This is a genomic window from Streptomyces lasiicapitis (assembly GCF_014646335.1).
GTDB lineage: Bacteria > Actinomycetota > Actinomycetes > Streptomycetales > Streptomycetaceae > Streptomyces > Streptomyces lasiicapitis.
On sequence record NZ_BMNG01000005.1, the window covers coordinates 439,334 to 460,069 of the forward strand.

Sequence of the window (20,736 nt, forward strand, 5' to 3'; positions counted from 1 at the left end):
CGGGATCGGACTGCCTGGTCGCAGCGGGCCCGCGGTGTCGTCCGCCCATCATAGGAATGCGGCTGTCGCTGTGTGGTGCACCAGGGGTGGTGAATCGGTGCGGAGCCCCAGTTCACCGCGGTTTTCTCCCGAATTGGCCCGAGGTTTCCCCGGCCTTATCCGCAGGTCGGGGGCCCCGGGCCGATCGGTGGGCGGGTCGGTGGGAAGGTCAGCCCTGGCCGGGTGACCGGGGCGGGCTGACGGTCGTACGTGGCGGACGTCGCTCGGACGAGGTGCGCACGATCAGTTCGGTCGGTATCACCTGCTCGATGGGACGGCCCGCGTCGAGGCCCTCGATGGCGTCGATGAGGAGCTGGACGACGGCGGTGCCGATGCGCCGGGGCTTCAGCGAAAGCGTGGTGATCGGCGGTTCGGTGGTGGCGTACACGGTGGACTCGCTGCAGCACACCAGGAGCAGATCGTCCGGCACGCGCAGGCCGTAGCGGCGGGCCGCGGCGAGCAGGTCGGTGCCGTTCGGGTCGAACAGGCCGTAGACGGCGTCCGGCCGGTCGGGCCTGGCGAGGAGCCGGTCGGCGGCGACGGCGCCCGCGCACGGGTCGTGCGCGGGGTAGGACTCGTACACCGGATCCTGTCCCACGCGCTCGCACCAGCGCAGATAGGCGGTCGTGGAGAGATGGGTGTACGTGTCCGTGGTGGTGCCCGTGAGCAGGCCGATGCGGCGGGCTCCGGCCGCCGCCAGATGCTCCAGGATCTCCAGGACCGCGGCCTCGTGGTCGTTGTCGACCCAGGCCGTGACCGGCAGTGATCCGGCCGGGCGCCCGTCGGAGACGACCGGCAGGCCTTGGCGCACCAGCTCGCTGACCACCGGGTCGTGGTCGGACGGATCGACGACGACCGTGCCGTCGAGCGCGACGTTGGACCACACGTCGACGGGACTGCGGCGCGAGGTGGCGGGGAGGATGACCAAGGCGTAGCCCCGGGCGAGGGCCGCCGAGGTCGCGGCTCTCGCCATCTCCGCGAAGTACGCGAATTCCGTGAAGGTGAAAGGTTCATCCCCGTACGTCGTCACGGTGAGGCCGATGAGGCCCGACTTTCCGGTACGGAGGGTTCGGGCCGCCGCCGATGGGCGATAACCCAGACGGTCGGCGACCTCGCGGACATGGCGTCGCGTGGCATCGGGCAGCCGGCCCTTGCCGTTGAGCGCGTCGGACACAGTCGTGATGGAGACACCGGCTGCGGCGGCGACGTCTCTGATGCCTGCTCGGCTCTGCCGGTTGCCCCGGCGGGAGGTCTCCGCTCGGCTCACCTGGTGCTTCCCTGCTGCTGTCATGGCGAGCCGATAGTAGGGCTCATGGGGGTGGGTAGTGCGGACGCATATGCACCCGTTGACAGGCACGTTTCTGCATGGCGGAAAACCTTCAATGACCTTCGAAACAAAGGGAGTTGGGCGTCAAGTAAGGCATCGCTCCCTTGTCGTCGCGCAGGGGCCTGCCAAATGACCGAGGTCTCGAAGAGGTCTCAACTCACCTCTACGGGGGACGCGCGCCACGGAGCGAGCCACCGGCGCACGCCGGAACGGGGAGCGCTCCCCCTGGTTTCGGGCGCTACCGCCCTCCGGGTGACGGCTTCCGGTGTACGTCTCCGGGGAGCGGTGCGTACGGTGGCAGTGGGCCGTGCGTGGCCGCGGCTTCCCGCTGCCGTTCGGCACAGCCCGAAGCCGTCACCCCATTCGCAGGGGCGCCGAATCCTCATAAGGTGAGAATCATTGAAGTCTGGATGATCACTGAGGATTACGAAGATCACTAGGAGGACCGCGGTGAGCGAGACGAGCCCGAGGCTGCGCGCCGAGCTGGAGGGTATCCCCGCCTACAAGCCGGGCAGGAACGCCGAGAGCGGCGAGGGCGGCGGCCCCGTCGTGTACAAGCTGTCCTCCAACGAGAACCCCTATCCGCCGCTGCCCGGTGTGATGGAGCGCGCGGTCGCGGCCGCCGGGTCCTTCAACCGGTACCCGGACTACGGCTGCGACCGGCTGCTGCACGAGATCGCGGACCGCTTCGGGGTGCCCGTCTCGCACGTCGCCACCGGCGTCGGCTCGGTCGGCATCTCGCAGCAGCTGGTCACGGCCACGGTGACGCCGGGCGACGAAGTGATCTACGCCTGGCGGTCCTTCGAGGGTTACCCGGTGGTCACCACGGTCGGCGGCGGCAAGTCCGTGATGGTGCCGCTGGCGTCGGGGGAGGTGCACGACCTCGACGCGATGGCCGACGCGATCACCGAGCGCACCCGGCTGATCTTCGTTTGCAACCCGAACAACCCGACCGGCACCGTGGTCAAGAAGGCCGACCTGGTGCGGTTCCTGGACCGGGTGCCGAAGGACATCCTCGTCGTGATCGACGAGGCGTACGTGGAGTTCGTCCGCGACCCCGAGACGCCGAACGGCCTGGAGCTGTACCGGGACCGGCCGAACGTCTGCGTGCTTCGCACCTTCTCCAAGGCGTACGGCCTCGCGGGCCTGCGGGTCGGCTTCGCCATCGCCCACGAGCCGGTGGCCGCGGCGCTGCGCAAGACCGCGGTGCCCTTCGGCGTGAACCAGCTCGCGCAGGACGCGGCGGTGGAGTCGCTGCGTTCGGAGGACGAACTGCTCGGCCGGGTCGGCGCGTTGCTCGGCGAGCGCTCGCGGGTGCAGGACGGGCTGCGGGCGCAGGGCTGGACCGTGCCCGAGACGCAGGCGAACTTCGTCTGGCTCCGTCTTGGCGACCGGACGATGGACTTCGCCGCGGCCTGCGAGAAGGCCGGCGTGATCGTGCGTCCGTACCCCGGTGAGGGCGTCCGCGTCACCATCGGCGAGACCGAGGGCAACGACATCTTCCTGCAGACGGCTGAGGCGTTCCGCAAGGAGCTCTAGCCCTCGCGGCCGGGGAGCCCTTCCGGTCGGGAGCCCTCCCGGTCGGGGAGAAGATCGCAAGGACGCGCGAGGCAGCTGCTGCCTCGCGCGTCCTGTTTTGTGGGCCACCGCCACCGCCACCGCCGCCGCGGGCCACCGCCACCGCCGCTCCCTGGCCGGTTCCCGCCGGTAAGGGGGACCCCCCTGACGAACGTCGACCGTACGTGCGACATAATGCTTGTGAATGTGAACGCGTTCACAAGCGTGTCCCAGTTGCTCCGTAGTTGTCTATGACATAAGGGGCAAACTGCCGTTATGACCACGGCACGTAAGGAGAAGTCGACGTGGACCTGGCTCTGGCGCCGGAAACACTGGCGCGATGGCAGTTCGGCATCACCACCGTCTACCACTTCCTCTTCGTCCCCCTGACGATCTCTCTGGCCGCCCTCACGGCGATCCTCGAGACGGCGTGGGTGCGGACGGGCAAGGAGCACTACCTCAGAGCCACCAAGTTCTGGGGCAAGCTGTTCCTGATCAACATCGCGATGGGCGTCGTCACCGGCATCGTGCAGGAGTTCCAGTTCGGCATGAACTGGTCCGACTACTCGCGCTTCGTCGGCGACGTCTTCGGCGCCCCGCTGGCCTTCGAGGCCCTGATCGCCTTCTTCTTCGAGTCGACCTTCATCGGCCTGTGGATCTTCGGCTGGGACAAGCTGCCCAAGAAGCTGCACTGCGCGACGATCTGGATGGTCTCCATCGGGACCGTCCTGTCGGCGTACTTCATCATCGCGGCGAACGCCTTCATGCAGCACCCGGTCGGCTACAAGATCGCGGAGCGGGACGGCGTCAAGCGGGCCGAGCTCACCGACTTCGCCAAGGTGCTGTTCCAGGAGACGACGCTCGTCAACTTCTTCCATGTGATCGCGGCGTCGATCCTGGTCGGCGGCGCCTTCATGACCGGCATCGCGATCTTCCACCTGCGCAAGAAGCAGCACACCCGCACCATGCGGATGTCGCTGCGGGTCGGCCTGGTCACCGCATTCGTCGGCACCCTGCTCACCGTCATCAGCGCCGACACCCTCGGCAAGGTGATGTACGAGCAGCAGCCGATGAAGATGTCGGCCGCCGAGGCGCTGTGGGAGTCCGAGAAGCCCGCCCCGTTCTCGCTCTTCGCGTACGGCGACGTCGCCAAGGGCCACAACGAGGTCGCCATAGAGATCCCCGGGGTGCTCTCCTTCCTCGCCAAGAACAACTTCAGCGCGGAGATCCCCGGCATCAACGACCTCAACAAGGAAGCACAGGAGAAGTTCGGGCCCGGCGACTACCGGCCCAACATCCCCACCGCGTACTGGTCCTACCGCTGGATGATCGGCTTCGGCGGGGTCTCGATGGTCCTGTGCACCGTCGGACTCTGGCTCACCCGGCGCAAGTTCTGGCTCGCGCCGGAGCACCGCACCGGCGAGGACGACGTACCGAAGCTGATGCTCACCAAGAACAAGGAGCTCGCGCCGCGGCTCGGGACCTGGTGGTGGCGGCTTTCCCAGTGGACGCTGATCTTCCCGCTCATCGGCACCGCCTGGGGCTGGATCTTCACCGAGACGGGCCGGCAGCCCTGGGTCGTCTACGGCGTCCTGAAGACCGAGGACGCGGTCTCCCCCGGTGTCTCGCAGGGCGAGGTGCTCACCTCGCTGATCGTCTTCACGCTGATCTACGCGATCCTCGCCGTCATCGAGGTCCGGCTGCTGCTCAAGTACGTCCGCAAGGGACCGCCGGAGCTCACCGAGGCCGACCTCAACCCGCCCACCAAGATCGGCGGACCGCCCGGCGGGGCGAGCGCGGACACCGACGCCGAAGCCGAGGCCGACCGGCCCATGGCCTTCTCGTACTGAAGAAGGGGGTAGACGCACATGGAACTTCACGACGTCTGGTTCGTCCTCATCGCCGTCCTGTGGACCGGCTACTTCTTCCTCGAAGGCTTCGACTTCGGGGTCGGTGTCCTCACCAAGCTGCTCGCCCGTGACCGGACCGAGAAGCGCGTCCTGATCAACACCATCGGTCCCGTGTGGGACGGCAACGAGGTGTGGCTGCTCACCGCGGGCGGCGCGACCTTCGCGGCCTTCCCCGAGTGGTACGCGACGCTGTTCTCCGGTTTCTATCTGCCACTGCTGATCATCCTGCTCTGCCTGATCATCCGCGGTGTCGCCTTCGAGTACCGCGCGAAGCGGCCCGAGGAGCGCTGGCAGACCAACTGGGAGCACGCGATCTTCTGGAGCTCGCTGATCCCGGCGGTGCTGTGGGGTGTGGCCTTCGGCAACATCGTGCGGGGCGTGAAGATCGACGCGCACAAGGAGTACGTGGGCAACTTCTGGGACCTGCTCAACCCGTACTCGATCCTGGGCGGCCTGGTCACTCTCACCCTCTTCACCTTCCACGGCACGGTGTTCACCGCGCTGAAGACGGTGGGCGACATCCGGATGCGGGCGCGCAGGCTGGCGCTCGTCCTGGGCCTGGTCACCGCGGTGCTCGCGCTCGGCTTCCTCATCTGGACGCAGGCCGACAACGGCGACGGCAAGAGCCTGGCCGCGATGATCGTGGCGGTGGTGTCCCTGGTGGCGGCCATCGGGGCGATCAAACTCGGGCGCGAGGGCTGGTCATTCGCGCTCTCGGGTCTGACCATCGTCGCGGCCGTCGCGATGCTCTTCCTGACGCTGTTCCCGAACGTCATGCCGTCGTCGCTGAACGAGGACTGGAGCCTCACGGTCACCAACGCCTCGTCGACGCCCTACACCCTGAAGATCATGACGTGGTGCGCGGGCATCGCGACTCCGGTCGTGCTGCTGTATCAGTCGTGGACGTACTGGGTGTTCCGCAAGCGGATCGGTACGCAGCACATCGCGTCGGATGTTCCGGCCGACGCCGCGCACTGAGTCCCTCCGCGCACGGTCTCTCAGTGCACGGTCTCTCCGTGCCTGAGCCAACTCTCTGAATGCCCAAGGTTCTTGGGAGGGTGTGTTTCACGTGAAACCGATCGACCCGCGTCTGTTCCGGTACGCCCGCGCCACTCGCTTCTTCTTGGCGGCCGTGGTGATTCTCGGCCTGGCCGGTGCGGGGTTGGTCGTCGCCCAGGCCATGCTGATCGCCGAGATCGTGGTCGGCGGCTTCCAGCAGGGCTTCGCCGTCGGTGACTTGGGCACACCGCTGGTCCTGCTCGCGGCGGTGGCCGTGGGCAGGGCGGTGGTGGCCTGGCTGACCGAACTCGCCGCGCACCGGGCGAGCGCGGCGGTCAAGTCGGAGCTGCGGGGGCGGTTGCTCGAGCGGGCGGGGGAGCTCGGCCCGGGTTGGCTGAGCGGCCAGCGGACAGGGTCCCTCATCACCCTGGCCACGCGCGGCGTGGACGCCCTCGACGACTACTTCTCGCGCTATCTGCCGCAGTTGGGGCTCGCGGTGGTGGTGCCTGCGGCGGTGCTGCTGCGCGTGGCCACCGAGGACTGGGTGTCGGCGGCGATCATTGTCGGAACGCTGCCGCTCATCCCCGTCTTCATGATGCTGATCGGCTGGGCCACGCAGGCCCGCATGGATCGTCAGTGGCAGCTCCTCTCCCGGCTGTCCGGGCACTTCCTCGACGTCGTCGCGGGCTTGCCGACGCTGAAGGTGTTCGGCCGGGCCAAGGCGCAGGCCGAGTCGATCCGGAAGATCACGGGTGAGTACCGGCGGGCGACGATGCGGACGCTGCGCATCGCGTTCCTGTCGTCGTTCGCCCTCGAACTTCTCGCCACGATCTCGGTGGCGCTGGTCGCCGTCACCATCGGCATGCGGCTCGTCCACGGGGACATGGCGCTGTACGACGGCTTGGTGATCCTCATCCTCGCGCCCGAGGCGTACTTGCCGTTGCGGCAGGTGGGGGCGCGGTATCACGCCGCAGCGGAGGGGCTGGCTGCGGCGGAGGAGATTTTCGCTGTGCTTGAGGCCCCGGTTCCCGCCGGGGGGTCGGCGGTTGTGCCCGGGGGCGGTGCGGTGGGCGTGGCCGTGGAGGGTGCGATTGGCGTGGCCGTGGAAGGGGTCACGGTCCGGTACCCCGGGCGGGCGGCCGACGCTGTGTCCGGGGTGTCGTTCGCGGTCGAGCCCGGGGAGACGGTGGCCCTGGTGGGGCCGAGCGGGTCGGGCAAGTCGACGCTTCTGAACGTGTTGTTGGGCTTCGTGCCGCCGACGGAGGGGCGCGTGCTTGTCGGCGGGGCCGAGCTGGCCGGGGTTTCCCTGGCGGGGTGGCGGGAGCGGGTCGCCTGGGTGCCGCAGCGGCCGTACCTGTTCGCCGGGACCATTGGCGAGAACGTTCGGCTCGCGCGTCCGGAGGCGGATGACGCGGCCGTGGTGGACGCGCTGTGTGCGGCGGGGGCCTGGGAGTTCGTGGGTGGGCTGCCCCGGGGCGTGGAGACCGTCCTGGGGGAGGACGGGGTCGGGTTGTCCGCCGGGCAGCGGCAGCGGGTCGCTCTGGCGCGGGCGTTCCTGGCCGACCGGCCTGTGGTGCTCCTTGATGAGCCCACCGCCGCGTTGGACGGGGAGACCGAGGCGGGGATCGTAGAGGCGGTCCGGAGGCTGGCCGTCGGCCGGACTGTGGTGATGGTGGTGCATCGGCCTGCGTTGTTGGATGTGGCCGATCGGGTGGTGCGGGTGGACGTTGCAGGGGGAGACCCCATTGAGCAGGGGATGCCCCACTCGCCCTGCGACACGACTGCCCACAACGGAACAAGCAACGATGCCGTGGACCTGGGCGAGGGCTCGTTCAGTGACCCTGTGTCCGACAGTGAACGGGCGGGCGGGTGGGAGAACTCCCGCCCGAGCGGCGGGGTGTTGGCTCGGGTCAGGGGTGCCGCGCGGCAGTGCCGGGGCAGGTTGGCGCTGGCCCTGCTGTTGGGCAGCCTCGCGCTGGGCAGTGCTGTGGGGCTCATGGCCACGTCCGGGTGGCTGATCTCGCGGGCGTCGGAACAGCCTCCGGTGATGTACCTGATGATCGCCGTCACGGCGACCCGCGCCTTCGGCATCGGAAGGGCCGTCTTCCGCTACGCCGAGCGCCTCGTGTCGCACGACGCGGTCCTGCGGATGCTGGCCGACACCAGGGTCGCCGTGTTCCGGCGCCTGGAACGCCTCGCCCCCGCGGGCCTGCGCGGCACCCGCCGCGGCGACCTGCTCTCCCGCCTCGTCGCCGACGTGGACGCCCTCCAGGACTACTGGCTGCGCTGGCTCCTTCCGGCCGGTGCCGCGGCCGTCGTCGGCGCCGGAGCCGTCGGGTTCACGGCGTGGCTGCTCCCGGAGGCGGGTGCCGTCCTGGCCGTCGGCCTGCTGGCCGCGGGCGTCGGCGTCCCCCTGGTGAGCGGCGCCGTCGCCCGCCGCGCGGAACGCAAGCTGGCCCCCGCCCGCGGGGTGCTCGCCACCAGGGTGGCCGATCTGCTCACGGGCACCGCCGAGTTGACGGTCGCGGGCGCCCTGAGGCGACGTACCGACAAGGCGAAGGAAGCGGACGCCGAGCTGACGCGCATCGCCTCGCGCACGGCGAGCGCCACCGCGCTCGGCGACGGACTCACCGCGCTCGCCACCGGCCTCACCGTGGCCGCGGCGGCGCTCGTCGGCGTCCAGGGCGTGCACGACGGCAGGCTCAGCGGTGTCGCGCTGGCCGTCGTCGTCCTCACCCCGCTCGCCGCGTTCGAGGCGGTCATGGGGCTGCCGCTCGCCGTGCAGTACCGCCAGCGCGTGAAGAAGAGCGCCGAGCGGGTCCACGAGGTCCTGGACGCCCCCGAACCCGTCCCGGACCCCACCGCACCCGCACTCGCGGAACCCCCGCGGACGCCCTTCCCGCTGCGTCTCGAAGGCCTGCGGGCCCGCTACGAAGGGCAGGAGCGGGACGCCCTCGCGGACGTCACTCTCAGCCTGGAGCGCGGCCGCCGCGTCGCTGTCGTCGGCCCGTCCGGGTCCGGCAAGACGACGCTCGCCCACGTCCTGCTGCGCTTCCTGGGCGCGCACGAAGGGACGTACACGCTCGGCGGCACGGACGTGTCGGCGCTCGACGGCGACACCGTGCGCCGCTTCGTCGGCCTGTGCGCGCAGGACGCACACGTCTTCGACAGCTCGCTGCGCGAGAACCTGCTGCTCGCGCGGAAGGACGCAGACGACGACGCGCTGTACGGGGCGCTCGCGGAGGCACGGCTCGACGGCTGGGTGCGGTCCCTGCCCGACGGGCTCGACACCCTCGTCGGCGAGCACGGAGCACGCCTCTCCGGAGGCCAGCGGCAGCGCCTCGCGCTCGCCCGCGCCCTGCTCGCCGACTTCCCCGTCCTCGTACTCGACGAGCCCGCCGAACACCTCGACCTGCCGACCGCCGACGCCCTCACCACCGACCTGCTCGCGGCCACCGAGGGCCGTACGACGCTGCTCATCACGCACCGTCTCGCCGGACTCGACAAAGTTGACGAGGTGCTCGTCCTGGAGGAGGGGCGGGTCGCGCAGCGCGGTACGTACGCGGAGCTGGTGGCCGTCGACGGGCCGCTGCGGCGGATGCGGGAGCGGGAGTCGGCGGCGGATCTGCTGACCGGGGTGGGCGGCTGAGGGGGCGGCACCGATGAGCGCGGCGGGAGGCTGAGGGGGGTGACCGCGGACCGCGGTGGCGCCGCCCGTCGGGGCCCGGTGAAGGCTCGACTTTCCCTGGCAAATCGGACTAACTACGCTCAGGGCATGCCTGTCCCCCCGGCCTCCGCGCCCACCCCGCCCCCTGAGGCGACTCCGAGCCCGGAAGGCCCCCCGGACTCGGCGGAGGCGGCGGCGCGGGCGACCCGCAGTCTCCAGGGGCTGTCCACCGAGCTGACCGCGCGCGTACCGCAGCTCCTGGAGGCGATGCGTTCCGTCGGCACCGGGCTCGAACTGCACACCACCCTGGACCGCATCTGCGAGACCGCGGCCGAGCTCACGGACGCCCACTACGCCGCGATCGGCGTCGTCTCCGAAGACGGCGACGGGCTCTCCGACTTCGTCTACACCGGCATCGACGAGGAGACCGCCGCCCGCATCGGACACCTCCCGGACGGCCATCGCGGCCTGCTCGGCGCGCTCATCCACCAGCCGGAGACGCTGCGCCTCGCCGACCTCGCCACCGATCCGCGCTCCTGCGGCTTCCCCGCCCACCACCCGCCGATGCGCAGCTTCCTGGGGGTGCCGATCCGCGTCCAGGGGGAGATCTTCGGCAATCTCTATCTCACGGAGAAGCGCGGCGGGGGCGAGTTCAACGACTACGACGTGCACATGGTGCGCGTGCTCGCCACGGAGGCCGGCATCGCGATCGGCAACGCGCGCCTGTACGAGGCCGCCAAGCAGCGCGAGCGGTGGATCGACGGCTCCGTGGCGGTCACCACGGCGCTGCTTTCGGGTTCCGACGCGGAGGACGCGCTCGCGGTCGTCGCCGAGCAGGCGCGCCATCTGGCCGACTCGGCGGCCGGGATCGTGCTGCTGCCCGACGAGGAGGGCGGCATGGAGATCGTCGCCGTGTCCTCGGAGGAGCCCATCGGGGCGCTCGGCGTGGCGGTGCCCCCAGAGAGCCGCATCATCGCCGACCTCCTCGACGGGCAGGCCGTGTTCATCGACGACGCGGCCACGGACCCGCGCATCATGACCGACCTGGCGCGGCACTACGGCCCCGCCATGATGCTGCCCCTGCAGAGCGACGGCCGGGTCCTGGGGACGCTGGTCACGCCCCGCGCGCGCGGGGCACGCCCCTTCACGGAGGCCGAGCGGACCCTCGCCGCCCAGTTCGCCTCGCAGGCCGCGCTCGCGCTGATGATGGCAGAGGCGCAGCGCGACCGGGAGCGGCTCGCCGTCTACGAGGACCGCGACCGGATCGCCCGCGATCTGCACGACCTCGTCATCCAGCGGCTGTTCGCCACCGGGATGATGCTGGAGAGCGCCCAGCGGCGGTCCGTCGTGCCGGAGGTCCAGCGGGGCGTCGGCAAGGCCGTCGACGAGCTGGACGTCACGATCCAGGAGATCCGTACGGCGATCTTCGCGCTCCAGCAGGGGCCCGCCGAAGCACCCGCGGGGCTGCGCACCCGCGTCCTGCGCGAGATCAACATGGCGGCCGTGCCGCTCGGCTTCAAGCCCTCGCACCACTTCGTGGGCCCCGTCGACACGGTCGTCGGCGAGCTCACCGGCAAGAACCTCATCGCGGCGCTCCGCGAGGCCCTGTCGAACGCCTTCCGGCACGCGCAGGCCGCCCGCATCGACGTCGTCGTCGACTCCACGCTGACGCTGCCCGACGGGGAGCGGGGCGTACGCCTGACCGTCGCGGACGACGGCGTCGGCATCGCGGAGGGCGGCCGCCGCAGCGGCTTGAAGAACCTCAAGCGGCGCGCGGAGTCGCTGGGCGGCGACAGTTGGTACGGGCCCGGGATCGGGGAGGACGGGGGCGGGACGACGGTGGTGTGGCAGGCGCCGTACTGAGTGCCTGGGCTGGGTGTGCCCTGGGTTCCCGGGGCTGCCCGACCACCCGCTTCCGGGCGCCCTGTTCGGCCGTATCCGGGTGCCCCGTACGGGTCACCCGGTCCCCCACGCGTACGAGTCCCCCGGGCGCGCCGCGCGCCTGCGGGCAACGATCCGGGACATGCGCCCACTGCCTCGCCGCCCGTTCGTCGTGCCGGTCCTGTTGTGCGCGCTCGTCGCCCTCTCCGCGCCCCGGACCGCGGCCGCCGACGGGGGCGAAGGGAGCCCCGGACCGGGCCCGGACGGCCACGGGGTGGGCGCCGACGTGGCGCGGCTCTACGAAGAGGCGCAGACGGCCACGCTGCGGTACGAGGCCGGGCAGCGGGCGGCCGACGTGCAGCGCGCCCGCGTCACGCGGCTCGACCAGCTGCTCGCCAAGGAGCGGTTCCAGGTCGACGTACTGCACAAGGATCTGGGCCGGATGGCCAGCGCCCAGTACCGCACCGGCGGCGGGCTGCCGCTCACCGCGCGGCTGCTGCTCGCGGACGACCCCGACGAACTGCTGCGCGGCAGGCGCGTCGTGGGGCAGGCGGACCTCGCCGTCACCAACGCCGTCGCCCGCACCCAGCGGGCCGCGGCCAGGCTCGACACCGCCAAGCGGTCCGCCGACCGCGCCCGGGGCGTGCTCGACCGGCGCACGACGCAGCTCGCGAGCCTGAAGCGGGGCATCGAGGAGAAGCTGGAGTCGGCGCGGTGGACGCTGCAGGGCGAGGCCGACCGGTCGGTCGCGGCCGGCCGGTGCCGGGGCGCGGTGCGGCTCGCGCAGCCGCAATCGCCGTCCACGCGCGCGTGGGTGCCGCCGTTGGAGACGTACGACCTGTCCGCGGGCTTCGACAGCGCCGGTGAGCGCTGGGCGGGCCGGCACACCGGGCAGGACTTCGCCGTCGACATCGGCGCCCCGGTGCGGGCGGTGGGCGCCGGCCGTGTGGAGCGGGTCGCCTGCGGCGGCGGCTTCGGCATCGAGGTCGTCGTGCGGCACGACGACGGCTACTACACGCAGTACGCCCACCTCGCGTCCGCCGCCGTCGACCAGGGGGAGCTGGTGCGCGCGGGCCAGTGGGTCGGCCAGGCGGGCACCACCGGCAACTCGACGGGCCCGCACCTGCACTTCGAAGCACGCGTGACACCGGACCTGGGCTCGGGCGTGGACCCGGTGAAGTGGCTGGCGGAGCGGGGGGTCGGCCTCTGAGGCTGCCGGCCGGGGGCCGCTGCGGCGGGTGGTCGGCGCCCACGGCGCTCTCTCCGGAGAGGGGCGTTTCCCAGCGCACCCGGTCGAGGCGCCCCCGCCAGAACAGGCGCCCCCGCCAGGCTAGAGCCGCGCCAGTATTCGTTCGATGACCACCGCGACGCCGTCCTCGTTGTTGGCGACGGTGCGGCCGGACGCGGCGGCGACGACGTCCTCGTGGGCGTTGCCCATCGCGTAGGAGACGCCGGCCCAGGTGAGCATCTCGACGTCGTTCGGCATGTCTCCGAAGGCGACGACTTCCTCGTGGCTGATGCCGCGCTCGGCGCAGCACAGGGCGAGCGTGCTGGCCTTGGAGACGCCGGGGCCGCTGATCTCCAGGAGCGCGGTCGGGCTGGACCGGGTGATCTCCACGAGGCCGCCCACGGCCGCGCGGGCCAGCGTCAGGAAGGCGTCCGGCGAGAGGTCGGGGTGGTGGGCGAGGACCTTGAGCACGGGCTGGTCGGCGCAGTCGGACTCGGCCGCGAGGAGCTTCTCGGCGGGCGCGACGCCGACGGTGGGGTCCAGGTGCAGCGGCGGATAGGCCGGTTCGTGGTGCACCCCGCCGGTCCGCTCGATGGCGAAGGACGTGCCGGGAGCTGCCGCGCGCAGGATGCCGATGACGTCGAGGGCGGTGGCGGGCGACAGGTCCCGCACCTTCACGAAGCGGTGCCCGCCGGGCCCGCCGTGCAGGTCGACGACGGCGGCGCCGTTCCCGCAGATCGCCAGGCCGTGGCCGTGCACATGGGCGCTGACGACGTCCATCCAGCGGGCCGGGCGCCCGGTCACGAAGAAGACCTCGATGCCGGCCGCCTCGGCGGCGGCGAGCGCGGCGACGGTGCGCTCGGAGACGGACTTGTCGTCGCGCAGCAGGGTGCCGTCCAGGTCCGTGGCGATCAGCCGGGGCGGGACGCTGGAGGCCGGGGTCCGGGGCCGAGGGGTGGTTGAGGTCACGTACGCGATTGTCCCGCATATGCGCGCACGGGTGTGTGGCGGGGCGCACATCTGAGTACGTCACACACCCGTGCGCCCCTGCCACACCTCGCGCGACCCGCGGTCGGGTCGGACGCGACCCCGCAGCCAGGTCAGAGCTGGGCCAGCGCCTCCGTGGCGATGCGCTCGAAGACCTTCTCGTCCGCCGCGAAGTCCGTGCCGGGCAGCGGCCAGTGCAGGACGATCTCGTCGATGCCCAGTTCGGCGTGCCTGCCCGCGAAGTCGACGAAGGCGTCGAAGGAGTCCAGGGGGCGGTCCGGGGAGAAGCCGGTGAGCAGGATCTTGCCGAGCTCGTCGACGTCGCGGTCGATCTCCGCGCAGGCCGCGCCGAGCTTGCCGATCTGGCCGCGGATGGCTTCGAGGGACTGCTCCGGGGTGCCCGTCTCGGAGATCTTTGGGTCGCCGGTCGTCACCCACGCCTGCCCGTGCCGCGCGGCGAGCCGCAGACCGCGCGGCCCGGTGGCGGCCACGGCGAACGGCAGCCGCGGGCGCTGCACGCAGCCCGGGATGTTCCGCGCCTCGTACGCCGCGTAGCGCTCGCCCTCGTACGTCACCGAGTCCTCGGTGAGCAGCCGGTCGAGCAGCGGCAGGAACTCTCCGAAGTGGTCCGCGCGTTCACGGGGTGTCCAGGGCTCCTCGCCGGCACGGCGCAACGTGCCGGCGTCGAAGCCGTTGCCTCCCGCGCCGATCCCCAGCGTGACGCGGCCGTTCGACACGTCGTCGAGGGTGATCAGTTCCTTGGCGAGCGTCACCGGGTGCCGGAAGTTCGGCGAGGTGACGAGCGTGCCGAGCCGGATCCGCTCGGTCGCGGCCGCGGCGGCCGTCAGCGTGGGCACCGCGCCGAACCAGGGGCCGTCGCGGAAGGTCCGCCAGGAGAGGTGGTCGTAGGTGTAGGCGGTGTGGAAACCGAGGTCCTCCGCGCGCTGCCAGCGCTCCTTGCCGCCTTCGTGCCAGCGGCGGACGGGCAGGATCACGGTGCTCAGACGCAGACTCATGCCATCGAGCGTACGGGGGCGCGGGAGGCGGCCACTCCGCCCGCCCGGCCCGGGCCCCTCGGCGGAGGTCTCAGCGCACCCTGGCGTTCAGCCACGGTGTGAGCGAGATCATGGGGATCAGTTCCTTGTACGTCTCGTCCCCGGGCAGCGGCACGATCAGCCAGTAGCCCGGCGGGAAGCGGCGCCCCTTGACGTACGCGAGGCCGCCGAGGACCGACCGCACGAACGCGGGCACCGAGTCGCGCGGGATGTCCGGGCACTCGACGCCCTCGACGTCGATCAGCGCGTCGTCGTCCGGATAGAGCCGCACGGAGATCCTCGGTGAGCCGCCGAGCTCCACGAACGCCTCGTGCGGCAGCGAGCCGTCCGCGTCGGTCGCCACGCCCACGCCCGCGGCGCTGCGGCGGGAGGTCCGGTCGGCGCCTATGTCATGGGCGACGGTGATCTCCCGCTCGTACTCGTCCGCGATCGCGCGCAGCGCGCTGACGGCGGCCTCGGTGCTGTGCAGATGCTCCATGCCTCCCGATCATGCCCGGCGGGGGCTTTCAGCGGGATCCGGGCCCGCACACCCGACCCCGCGGTCAGTGGGATTCGGGGAAGCGCAGATACCCCGGCGGCACGGCGTCCGTGAGCCAGACGCCGTTGGCGCTGACCTGGAAGACGTGGCCGTCGCGGTGCATCGCGCCCGCGTCGACGGACAGCACGATCGGCCGCCCGCGCCGGGCGCCCACCCGCGTCGCCGTGTCGCGGTCGGGCGAGAGGTGGACGGCGTGCCGGTTCATGGGGCGCAGCCCCTCGGCGCGGATCGCGTCCAGGTGGCGGGCGACCGTGCCGTGGAAGAGGTACGCGGGCGGGGTCGCGGCCGGCAGGTCCAGGTCCACCTCGACGGAGTGGCCCTGGCTCGCGCGGATCCGGTCGCCCTCGACCGCGAAGCGCTGCTTGTCGTTCTCGGCGACCACATGGTCGAGCTCGGCGCGGGTGAAGCGGAAACCGTGCGCCGCGGCGGCCTCGATGAGGGTGCCGATGTCCACCCAGCCGCCGTCGTCGAGCGTGATCCCGATGCGCTCGGGCTGATGACGCAGGTGCTTGGACAGGTATTTCGACACCTTCACGGTGCGCCGGTCGTCCGTTCGGTCCGGTGGACGCGCCGTCCGGCCCGGCGGCTGTGCTTCTCGCATCTCCTCAGCGTCGCGGTCCGCCGTTCTCCGCGCACTCGATTTTTCGCCGACGACCTTTCTTCGCCACCGACTTTTCATCGAGGAAAATCGGTCCACAGGTTTGATCCACAACCAAGTCCAGTTATCCACAGGCTCGTTGACGATTCTGTGGACAACTCTCAGGCTGTAGGCGGCATTTGGGTAACTAGTGCCTGATCACGATGACTTGAGGTAAGTGCGTCCAATGTCCTGCTCTGTACCTCCCGTTCGGCGGCAGCCGCAATGAACGCGGCGGCGTTCTCCCGCCCAACCAGCTCCTGAACTGCGCGCATTGTGTCGGCGGGCAGAGCCACGTGCTGCGGCTCCGCGTCCCGGCGGCCCTGGCTGCTCAGTCGGGGGGGATCCTCCGCGTCGAGGTGGCGGCGCAGATACCGGGTCGCGAACAGCCGCATCGCGCGGGCCAGTTCGGCGTCCACCGACTTCTGCGCCAGCGGCCGCAGGCGGCGGATGAGCGCGGCCGCCTCCGCCGCGTCCGCCTCACTGGGCGGATGATTTCCCAGGTAGCGGGCGAAGACGTGCTCGTTGGTGAACTCCAGGAAACGCGCCGCGATGTGCTCGACCTGCCCCCTCAACTCCCGCAGATGGCCAGAGATCGCCGACAGCGGCACGCCCGCTGCGTGCAACTCGGCCGCCACCGCCAGCTCTTGTGGGCTCGGCACCAGGAACTCGTCGTCGCGGCCCGGCAGCGGTTCGAGCACGCCGAGCGCGATCGCGTCCGCCACCGCCACCTCGTCCGAAACGCCCCCGAACGCCGCGTCCAGCTCGGCCCGCGTGATCCGGTCGGCCTTCTCGTCCGTCCAGGGACCGTCGACCTCCGCGACCAGGCCGAGCACCCCGCCGAGGCCGCGGCCCGCGTCCCAGGCCTCCAGGAGCTCCTTGATGGAGGCCAGCGTGTACCCCCGGTCGAGCAGGTCGGCGATCTGGCGCAGCCGGGCCAGATGCGCGTCCCCGTACACATTGGACCGGCCGCGCCGCTCCGGCCGGGGGAGCAGGCCGCGGTCCTGATAGGCCCGGATGGTGCGCACCGTGGCCCCGCTGCGGTGGGCGAGGTCCTCTATCCGGTACTCCACGCGGGGCTCGCCCGGAGCGGACAACGACACCTTGGGCTCGCCCGGAGCGGGCATCGACATCTCGGGCTCGCCCGGGGCAGGCATCGACACCATGGGCTCCCGCGGCCCGGATGCCGTCACCTCGGCCCCCTCCCCGCCGTCCCACCGCTTCGTGCTGTGCGGCTCCGTGGCCGACCTGTCCTCCACGCTCCCCCTCCTGACCCCGACGCCTCGTCCTAGGCGATGGCCGTGCGGGCCGCCACCGCCGCCGCGGCCCGCGCCGCGGGCGACTCCGCCAGATACTCGACGGCCTTGCGCAGCGAGCCCTCCTGCGACGGATGGTACGACCGCCGCAGGTAGCGGGGTATGGCCGCGCCCAGCTCCCGCCAGGTGGGCAGCAGGCCCTTGCCGATCGCCCTGTTGAACTCCTTGGGGGAGAGCCGCAGCCGGCCCGCGAGCTGGGGGTCGTGCCGGATCAGATACGCGCTGCCCCAGACCCACAGGTAGAGCATCACGGGCGCGGTGATCCCCATGGCCGCGACCCGTCGCGCGTACCGGGGCGTCCCCGAGCCGCCGCAGTGCTGGTACATGTCGAAGGCGACTGAGCGGTGCTCCACCTCCTCCGCGCCGTGCCAGCGCAGCAGGTCGAGCATGACCTCGTCCGCGCGTGCCCGGTCGAGCCCCTCGGCGTGCAGCACCCAGTTGCCGAGGACCGCCGTGAACTGCTCGATGGCCGCGACGACCGCGAGCCGGAAGCGCAGCCACTCCTGTGTGGGGATCGGCGCCCCCAGCGGCGGCTGCTCGCCGAGGAGCTTCTCGAAGAGGAGGTCGACGTACTTCGTGAAGTCGGCCGTCTCCAGGCGCTGCGCCGCGAGGTGATCGAGTACGTACGCGTGCTGCACGCTGTGCGTGGCCTCCTGCCCCATGAAGCCCTTGACGTCCTTGAGCAGCACGGGGTCGGTGACCAGCGGCAGGCCCTCCTTGAAGACCTTCACGAACCACCGCTCCCCCGCCGGGAGCAGCAGATGCAGGACGTTGATGACGTGCGTGGCCGTGGGCTCGTCCGGTATCCAGTGCAGCGGCGTCTCGTCCCAGTCGAACGAGACGCGGCGCGGCACGATCGCGTAGTGCTCCTCGGAGGCGGAGGCGGCGGGGACGTTTCCCGCGCTCTCGGGGCTGTCCGTGCTCACAGCGGCGGCTCCAATCGCGCTATCGCCCGCAGGGCCTTGGGCGTGAAGCGGGACATGAGGTGGGCGCCGCGGGCCTCCGGGGTGACGGGCACGACCGCCTGGTTGCGGACGACGGCGCGCAGCACGGCGTCGGCGACCTTCTCCGGCGGGTAGTTCCGCAGGCCGTACAGGCGGGCGGACTTCTTCTGGCGGCGCTTCTCCTCGTCGGCGGAGACTCCGGCGAAGCGGGCCGTCGCCGTGATGTTCGTGTTCACGAAGCCCGGGCAGATCACCGAGACCCCGATGCCCTGGCCCGCAAGCTCCGCGCGCAGGCACTCGCTGAGCATCAGGACGGCGGCCTTCGACGTGCTGTACGCAGGGAGGGCCTTGGAGGGCTGATAGGCCGCCGCGGACGCGGTGTTCACGATGTGGCCGCCCTGGCCGCGCTCGGCCATCTGCTTGCCGAAGAGACGGCAGCCGTGGATGACGCCCCACAGATTGACGTCGAGGACCTTCTTCCAGTCCTCGGCGCTGGTGTCGAGGAAGGAGCCGGAGAGGCCGATGCCGGCGTTGTTCACCAGGACGTCCACCACGCCGTACTCCGTGGCGACCTTCTCGGCGAGCTTCTCCATGGCCGACTCGTCGCTCACGTCGACCGTCTCGGCCCAGGCCGCGGGGGCGCCGACCAGGCGGGACAGCTCCGCCGTGCGCGCCGCGCTCTCCGCGTCCCGGTCGACGGCTATCACCCGCGCGCCCGCCTCGGCGAACGCGAACGCCGTGGCCCGCCCGATGCCGCTGCCCGCGCCGGTGACGAGGACGAGCTGGCCCGAGAACCGCTCGGCGTACTTGCCCGGTGCCGGGGCCGCCGCGCTCGCCAGGGCCGTGGGGCCGCCGTCCTCGTGGGTCGTGACGAACTCCGTGATCCACGTGGCGAGTTGGTCGGGGCGGGTGCGCGGCACCCAGTGCTTGGCCGGGAGCCTGCGGCGGGTCAACTGCGGGGCCCACAGCTCCAGATCGTCGTAGAGACTCTCCGAGAGGAAGATGTCGCCGGTGGGCGTGATCAGCTGCACCGGGGCGTGTGCGTACGCGTCCTCGCGCGGCCTGCGCAGACGGGCCCGGACGTTGTCGCGGTAGAGCCAGGCGCCGTGCGCGGCGTCCGACGGCAGCGACAGTGTGGGATAGCCGTCCGCGGGGACCTTCTCCAGGCGCTGGAGGATCTTCGGCCAGCGCTTGCCGAGCGGGCCGCGCCAGGCCAGCTCGGGCAGGACGGGGGTGTGCAGCATGTACACGTACCAGGACTTGGCGCCCTGGCCCGCCAGTTGGGCCGCGCGGCGTGGGGTCGGCCGGGTCATGCGCTTCTTGATCCAGTGCCCGAAGTGGTCCAGGGACGGGCCCGACATCGACGTGAAGGACGCGATGCGGCCCTGCGTGCGCTGGACCGTCACGAACTCCCAGGCCTGCACCGAGCCCCAGTCGTGCCCCACCAGATGCACCGGCTTGTCCGGGCTCACCGCGTCCGCGACCGCGAGGAAGTCGTCGGTCAGCTTCTCCAACGTGAAGCCGCCGCGCAGCGGTTTGGGCGCCGTCGACCTGCCGTGCCCGCGCACGTCGTACAGCACCACGTGGAAGCGCTCCGCCAGCCGCGCGGCGACCTCGGACCACACCTCCTTGGAGTCCGGATAGCCGTGCACAAGCAGCACCGTGGGCCGCCCGGCGTCGCCCAGCTCGGCGACGCACAGCTCCACGTCGCCCGCGCGCACCCAGCGCTCACGCGCGTCCAAGAGATCCACGGTGGTCATGCGGCAGCCCTTTCCTCGGCCCAGCGCCGCACGTGCGGCAGATCGTCGTCCAGCCAGAAGGCGCTCTCGTCGGGGTCCCTGGAGTCGGTGACGACCAGGATCTCCTCGAATTTCGCGCCCGTGCCGCGGAAGCCCAGATGCGGCTCGACCGCCCACAGACCCGGCTGCGGCGGGTGGTCGGAGAACTTGTACGGCGACCACAGGGGCGACCAGCCGTCCCGGTGGCCGCGCAGCGCGTCGCTCGCGAGGCCCTTCAGGGACTGCGTGCCGAACCCGAAGACGTGCGGGGACAGGCGGCGCTCCTTGACCCGGTCGACCTTGTGCGCGATGACGCCGAAGGGATACGCGCGGTGGCGGTTGGCGTACCCCTGGCGGACCATGAGGCGGTCCACGCTCTCGTAGATCTCGCGGAGCGGGCGGCGCTCGCGGACCTCGCGCAGGATCAGCTCGCGGTGCGCCTCCAGGTCGGCGAGGAGCTTGTCGTGCACCGGGTTGAGGCCCAGACAGCCCGAGTAACCGATGTCGGCCGTGTACCCCTTGAAGACCGGGGCCATGTCGAGGATGAAGGGCATCCCCGGCTCCAGGCGGCGGTTGGTGGGGAAGAACTGCAGCGGTATCCGGAAGTTCACGAACGCCGTGCGGTCGCCGAACCAGGCGAAGGGCAGATGGAACCAGTCCCGCACCCCCCGGGCCCGCAGCCACTCCCGCTGCATCCGCGCCGCCTCGCGCTCCGTCACCCCCGGCTTGAGCTGGGCGGCGACCGCTTCCGCGCATTCGTACGCGAGGGTCTGCACCTGCTGGAACCCCCGCAGCTCCGCGGAGAGTTCACCCTTCACTGCTGAGGTCATGCCACGTCCCGTCCGCCGTCTCTGTACGCGCTCGTAACTTGAC

Annotated in this window: 15 protein-coding genes; 6 read left to right on the plus strand and 9 right to left on the minus strand. The window is 71.4% G+C overall.

Features of this window, described 5'->3' with window-relative positions:
* Nucleotides 1-208: 208 nt before the first annotated feature.
* Nucleotides 209-1,330: a LacI family DNA-binding transcriptional regulator gene (locus IEY91_RS13630; RefSeq protein WP_164323057.1), complete on the minus strand. Its 1,122-nt coding sequence runs from the start codon at nucleotides 1,328-1,330 to the stop codon at nucleotides 209-211.
* Between the two features lie 486 nt (nucleotides 1,331-1,816).
* On the opposite strand from IEY91_RS13630, the gene hisC reads away from it, so the two are divergent.
* The 6 genes from hisC (at nucleotide 1,817) to IEY91_RS13660 (ending at nucleotide 12,590) form a co-directional block, all read left to right on the plus strand.
* A complete protein-coding gene (hisC, locus tag IEY91_RS13635; RefSeq protein WP_164323059.1) occupies nucleotides 1,817-2,905 on the plus strand; it encodes a histidinol-phosphate transaminase in 1,089 nt (362 codons plus the stop codon).
* Nucleotides 2,906-3,228: 323 nt separating this feature from the next.
* Nucleotides 3,229-4,773: a cytochrome ubiquinol oxidase subunit I gene (locus tag IEY91_RS13640; RefSeq protein ID WP_164323061.1), complete on the plus strand. Its 1,545-nt coding sequence runs from the start codon at nucleotides 3,229-3,231 to the stop codon at nucleotides 4,771-4,773.
* A gap of 18 nt (nucleotides 4,774-4,791) precedes the next feature.
* Nucleotides 4,792-5,811 carry a cytochrome d ubiquinol oxidase subunit II gene (gene cydB / locus IEY91_RS13645; protein WP_189174119.1) on the plus strand — a complete coding sequence of 340 codons (1,020 nt, stop codon included), beginning with the start codon at nucleotides 4,792-4,794 and terminating at the stop codon, nucleotides 5,809-5,811.
* A 91-nt stretch (nucleotides 5,812-5,902) separates the two neighbouring features.
* The gene (cydD, locus tag IEY91_RS13650) at nucleotides 5,903-9,481 is read left to right on the plus strand and encodes a thiol reductant ABC exporter subunit CydD (protein ID WP_189174120.1); all 3,579 of its coding nucleotides are present in this window, start codon (nucleotides 5,903-5,905) and stop codon (nucleotides 9,479-9,481) included.
* A gap of 126 nt (nucleotides 9,482-9,607) precedes the next feature.
* Complete coding sequence (locus IEY91_RS13655; protein WP_164323067.1) at nucleotides 9,608-11,362, plus strand: sensor histidine kinase; 1,755 nt, start codon at nucleotides 9,608-9,610, stop codon at nucleotides 11,360-11,362.
* Between the two features lie 160 nt (nucleotides 11,363-11,522).
* Nucleotides 11,523-12,590: a M23 family metallopeptidase gene (locus IEY91_RS13660; protein WP_189174121.1), complete on the plus strand. Its 1,068-nt coding sequence runs from the start codon at nucleotides 11,523-11,525 to the stop codon at nucleotides 12,588-12,590.
* A gap of 120 nt (nucleotides 12,591-12,710) precedes the next feature.
* Here the strand turns inward: IEY91_RS13660 and IEY91_RS13665 are convergent, their stop codons facing one another.
* From IEY91_RS13665 to IEY91_RS13700, 8 genes are all read right to left on the minus strand, one after another.
* Nucleotides 12,711-13,577, minus strand: a complete 867-nt coding sequence (locus IEY91_RS13665) for an HAD family hydrolase (protein ID WP_189174122.1) — start codon at nucleotides 13,575-13,577, stop codon at nucleotides 12,711-12,713.
* A gap of 131 nt (nucleotides 13,578-13,708) precedes the next feature.
* Complete coding sequence (locus IEY91_RS13670; protein WP_189174123.1) at nucleotides 13,709-14,611, minus strand: LLM class flavin-dependent oxidoreductase; 903 nt, start codon at nucleotides 14,609-14,611, stop codon at nucleotides 13,709-13,711.
* Nucleotides 14,612-14,681: 70 nt separating this feature from the next.
* Nucleotides 14,682-15,128: a hypothetical protein gene (locus IEY91_RS13675; RefSeq protein WP_189174124.1), complete on the minus strand. Its 447-nt coding sequence runs from the start codon at nucleotides 15,126-15,128 to the stop codon at nucleotides 14,682-14,684.
* A 64-nt stretch (nucleotides 15,129-15,192) separates the two neighbouring features.
* Nucleotides 15,193-15,789 carry an RNA 2'-phosphotransferase gene (locus tag IEY91_RS13680; RefSeq protein WP_189174125.1) on the minus strand — a complete coding sequence of 199 codons (597 nt, stop codon included), beginning with the start codon at nucleotides 15,787-15,789 and terminating at the stop codon, nucleotides 15,193-15,195.
* 158 nt (nucleotides 15,790-15,947) lie between these two features.
* Nucleotides 15,948-16,952: a MerR family transcriptional regulator gene (locus IEY91_RS13685; RefSeq protein WP_189174207.1), complete on the minus strand. Its 1,005-nt coding sequence runs from the start codon at nucleotides 16,950-16,952 to the stop codon at nucleotides 15,948-15,950.
* Nucleotides 16,953-17,113: 161 nt separating this feature from the next.
* The gene (locus tag IEY91_RS13690) at nucleotides 17,114-18,067 is read right to left on the minus strand and encodes a metal-dependent hydrolase (RefSeq protein ID WP_229696927.1); all 954 of its coding nucleotides are present in this window, start codon (nucleotides 18,065-18,067) and stop codon (nucleotides 17,114-17,116) included.
* Nucleotides 18,064-19,845 carry an SDR family oxidoreductase gene (locus tag IEY91_RS13695; protein WP_189174126.1) on the minus strand — a complete coding sequence of 594 codons (1,782 nt, stop codon included), beginning with the start codon at nucleotides 19,843-19,845 and terminating at the stop codon, nucleotides 18,064-18,066. Before IEY91_RS13695 ends, IEY91_RS13690 begins: the two co-directional genes overlap by 4 nt.
* Nucleotides 19,842-20,693 carry a M24 family metallopeptidase gene (locus IEY91_RS13700; RefSeq protein ID WP_189174127.1) on the minus strand — a complete coding sequence of 284 codons (852 nt, stop codon included), beginning with the start codon at nucleotides 20,691-20,693 and terminating at the stop codon, nucleotides 19,842-19,844. The genes IEY91_RS13695 and IEY91_RS13700 overlap by 4 nt, the downstream gene beginning before the upstream one ends.
* Between the last annotated feature and the right edge of the window lie 43 nt (nucleotides 20,694-20,736).

What these genes read in the sequence shown, in the direction of transcription:
- IEY91_RS13630 (WP_164323057.1), bottom strand. Translation starts at nt 1,330, where the DNA reads ATGACAGCAGCAGGGAAGCACCAGGTGAGCCGAGCGGAGACCTCCCGC.
- IEY91_RS13675 (WP_189174124.1), bottom strand. Translation starts at nt 15,128, where the DNA reads ATGGAGCATCTGCACAGCACCGAGGCCGCCGTCAGCGCGCTGCGCGCG.
- IEY91_RS13695 (WP_189174126.1), bottom strand. Translation starts at nt 19,845, where the DNA reads ATGACCACCGTGGATCTCTTGGACGCGCGTGAGCGCTGGGTGCGCGCG.
- IEY91_RS13680 (WP_189174125.1), bottom strand. Translation starts at nt 15,789, where the DNA reads ATGCGAGAAGCACAGCCGCCGGGCCGGACGGCGCGTCCACCGGACCGA.
- cydB (WP_189174119.1), top strand. Translation starts at nt 4,792, where the DNA reads ATGGAACTTCACGACGTCTGGTTCGTCCTCATCGCCGTCCTGTGGACC.
- IEY91_RS13670 (WP_189174123.1), bottom strand. Translation starts at nt 14,611, where the DNA reads ATGAGTCTGCGTCTGAGCACCGTGATCCTGCCCGTCCGCCGCTGGCAC.
- IEY91_RS13685 (WP_189174207.1), bottom strand. Translation starts at nt 16,952, where the DNA reads ATGCCCGCTCCGGGCGAGCCCAAGGTGTCGTTGTCCGCTCCGGGCGAG.
- IEY91_RS13655 (WP_164323067.1), top strand. Translation starts at nt 9,608, where the DNA reads ATGCCTGTCCCCCCGGCCTCCGCGCCCACCCCGCCCCCTGAGGCGACT.
- IEY91_RS13700 (WP_189174127.1), bottom strand. Translation starts at nt 20,693, where the DNA reads ATGACCTCAGCAGTGAAGGGTGAACTCTCCGCGGAGCTGCGGGGGTTC.
- IEY91_RS13660 (WP_189174121.1), top strand. Translation starts at nt 11,523, where the DNA reads ATGCGCCCACTGCCTCGCCGCCCGTTCGTCGTGCCGGTCCTGTTGTGC.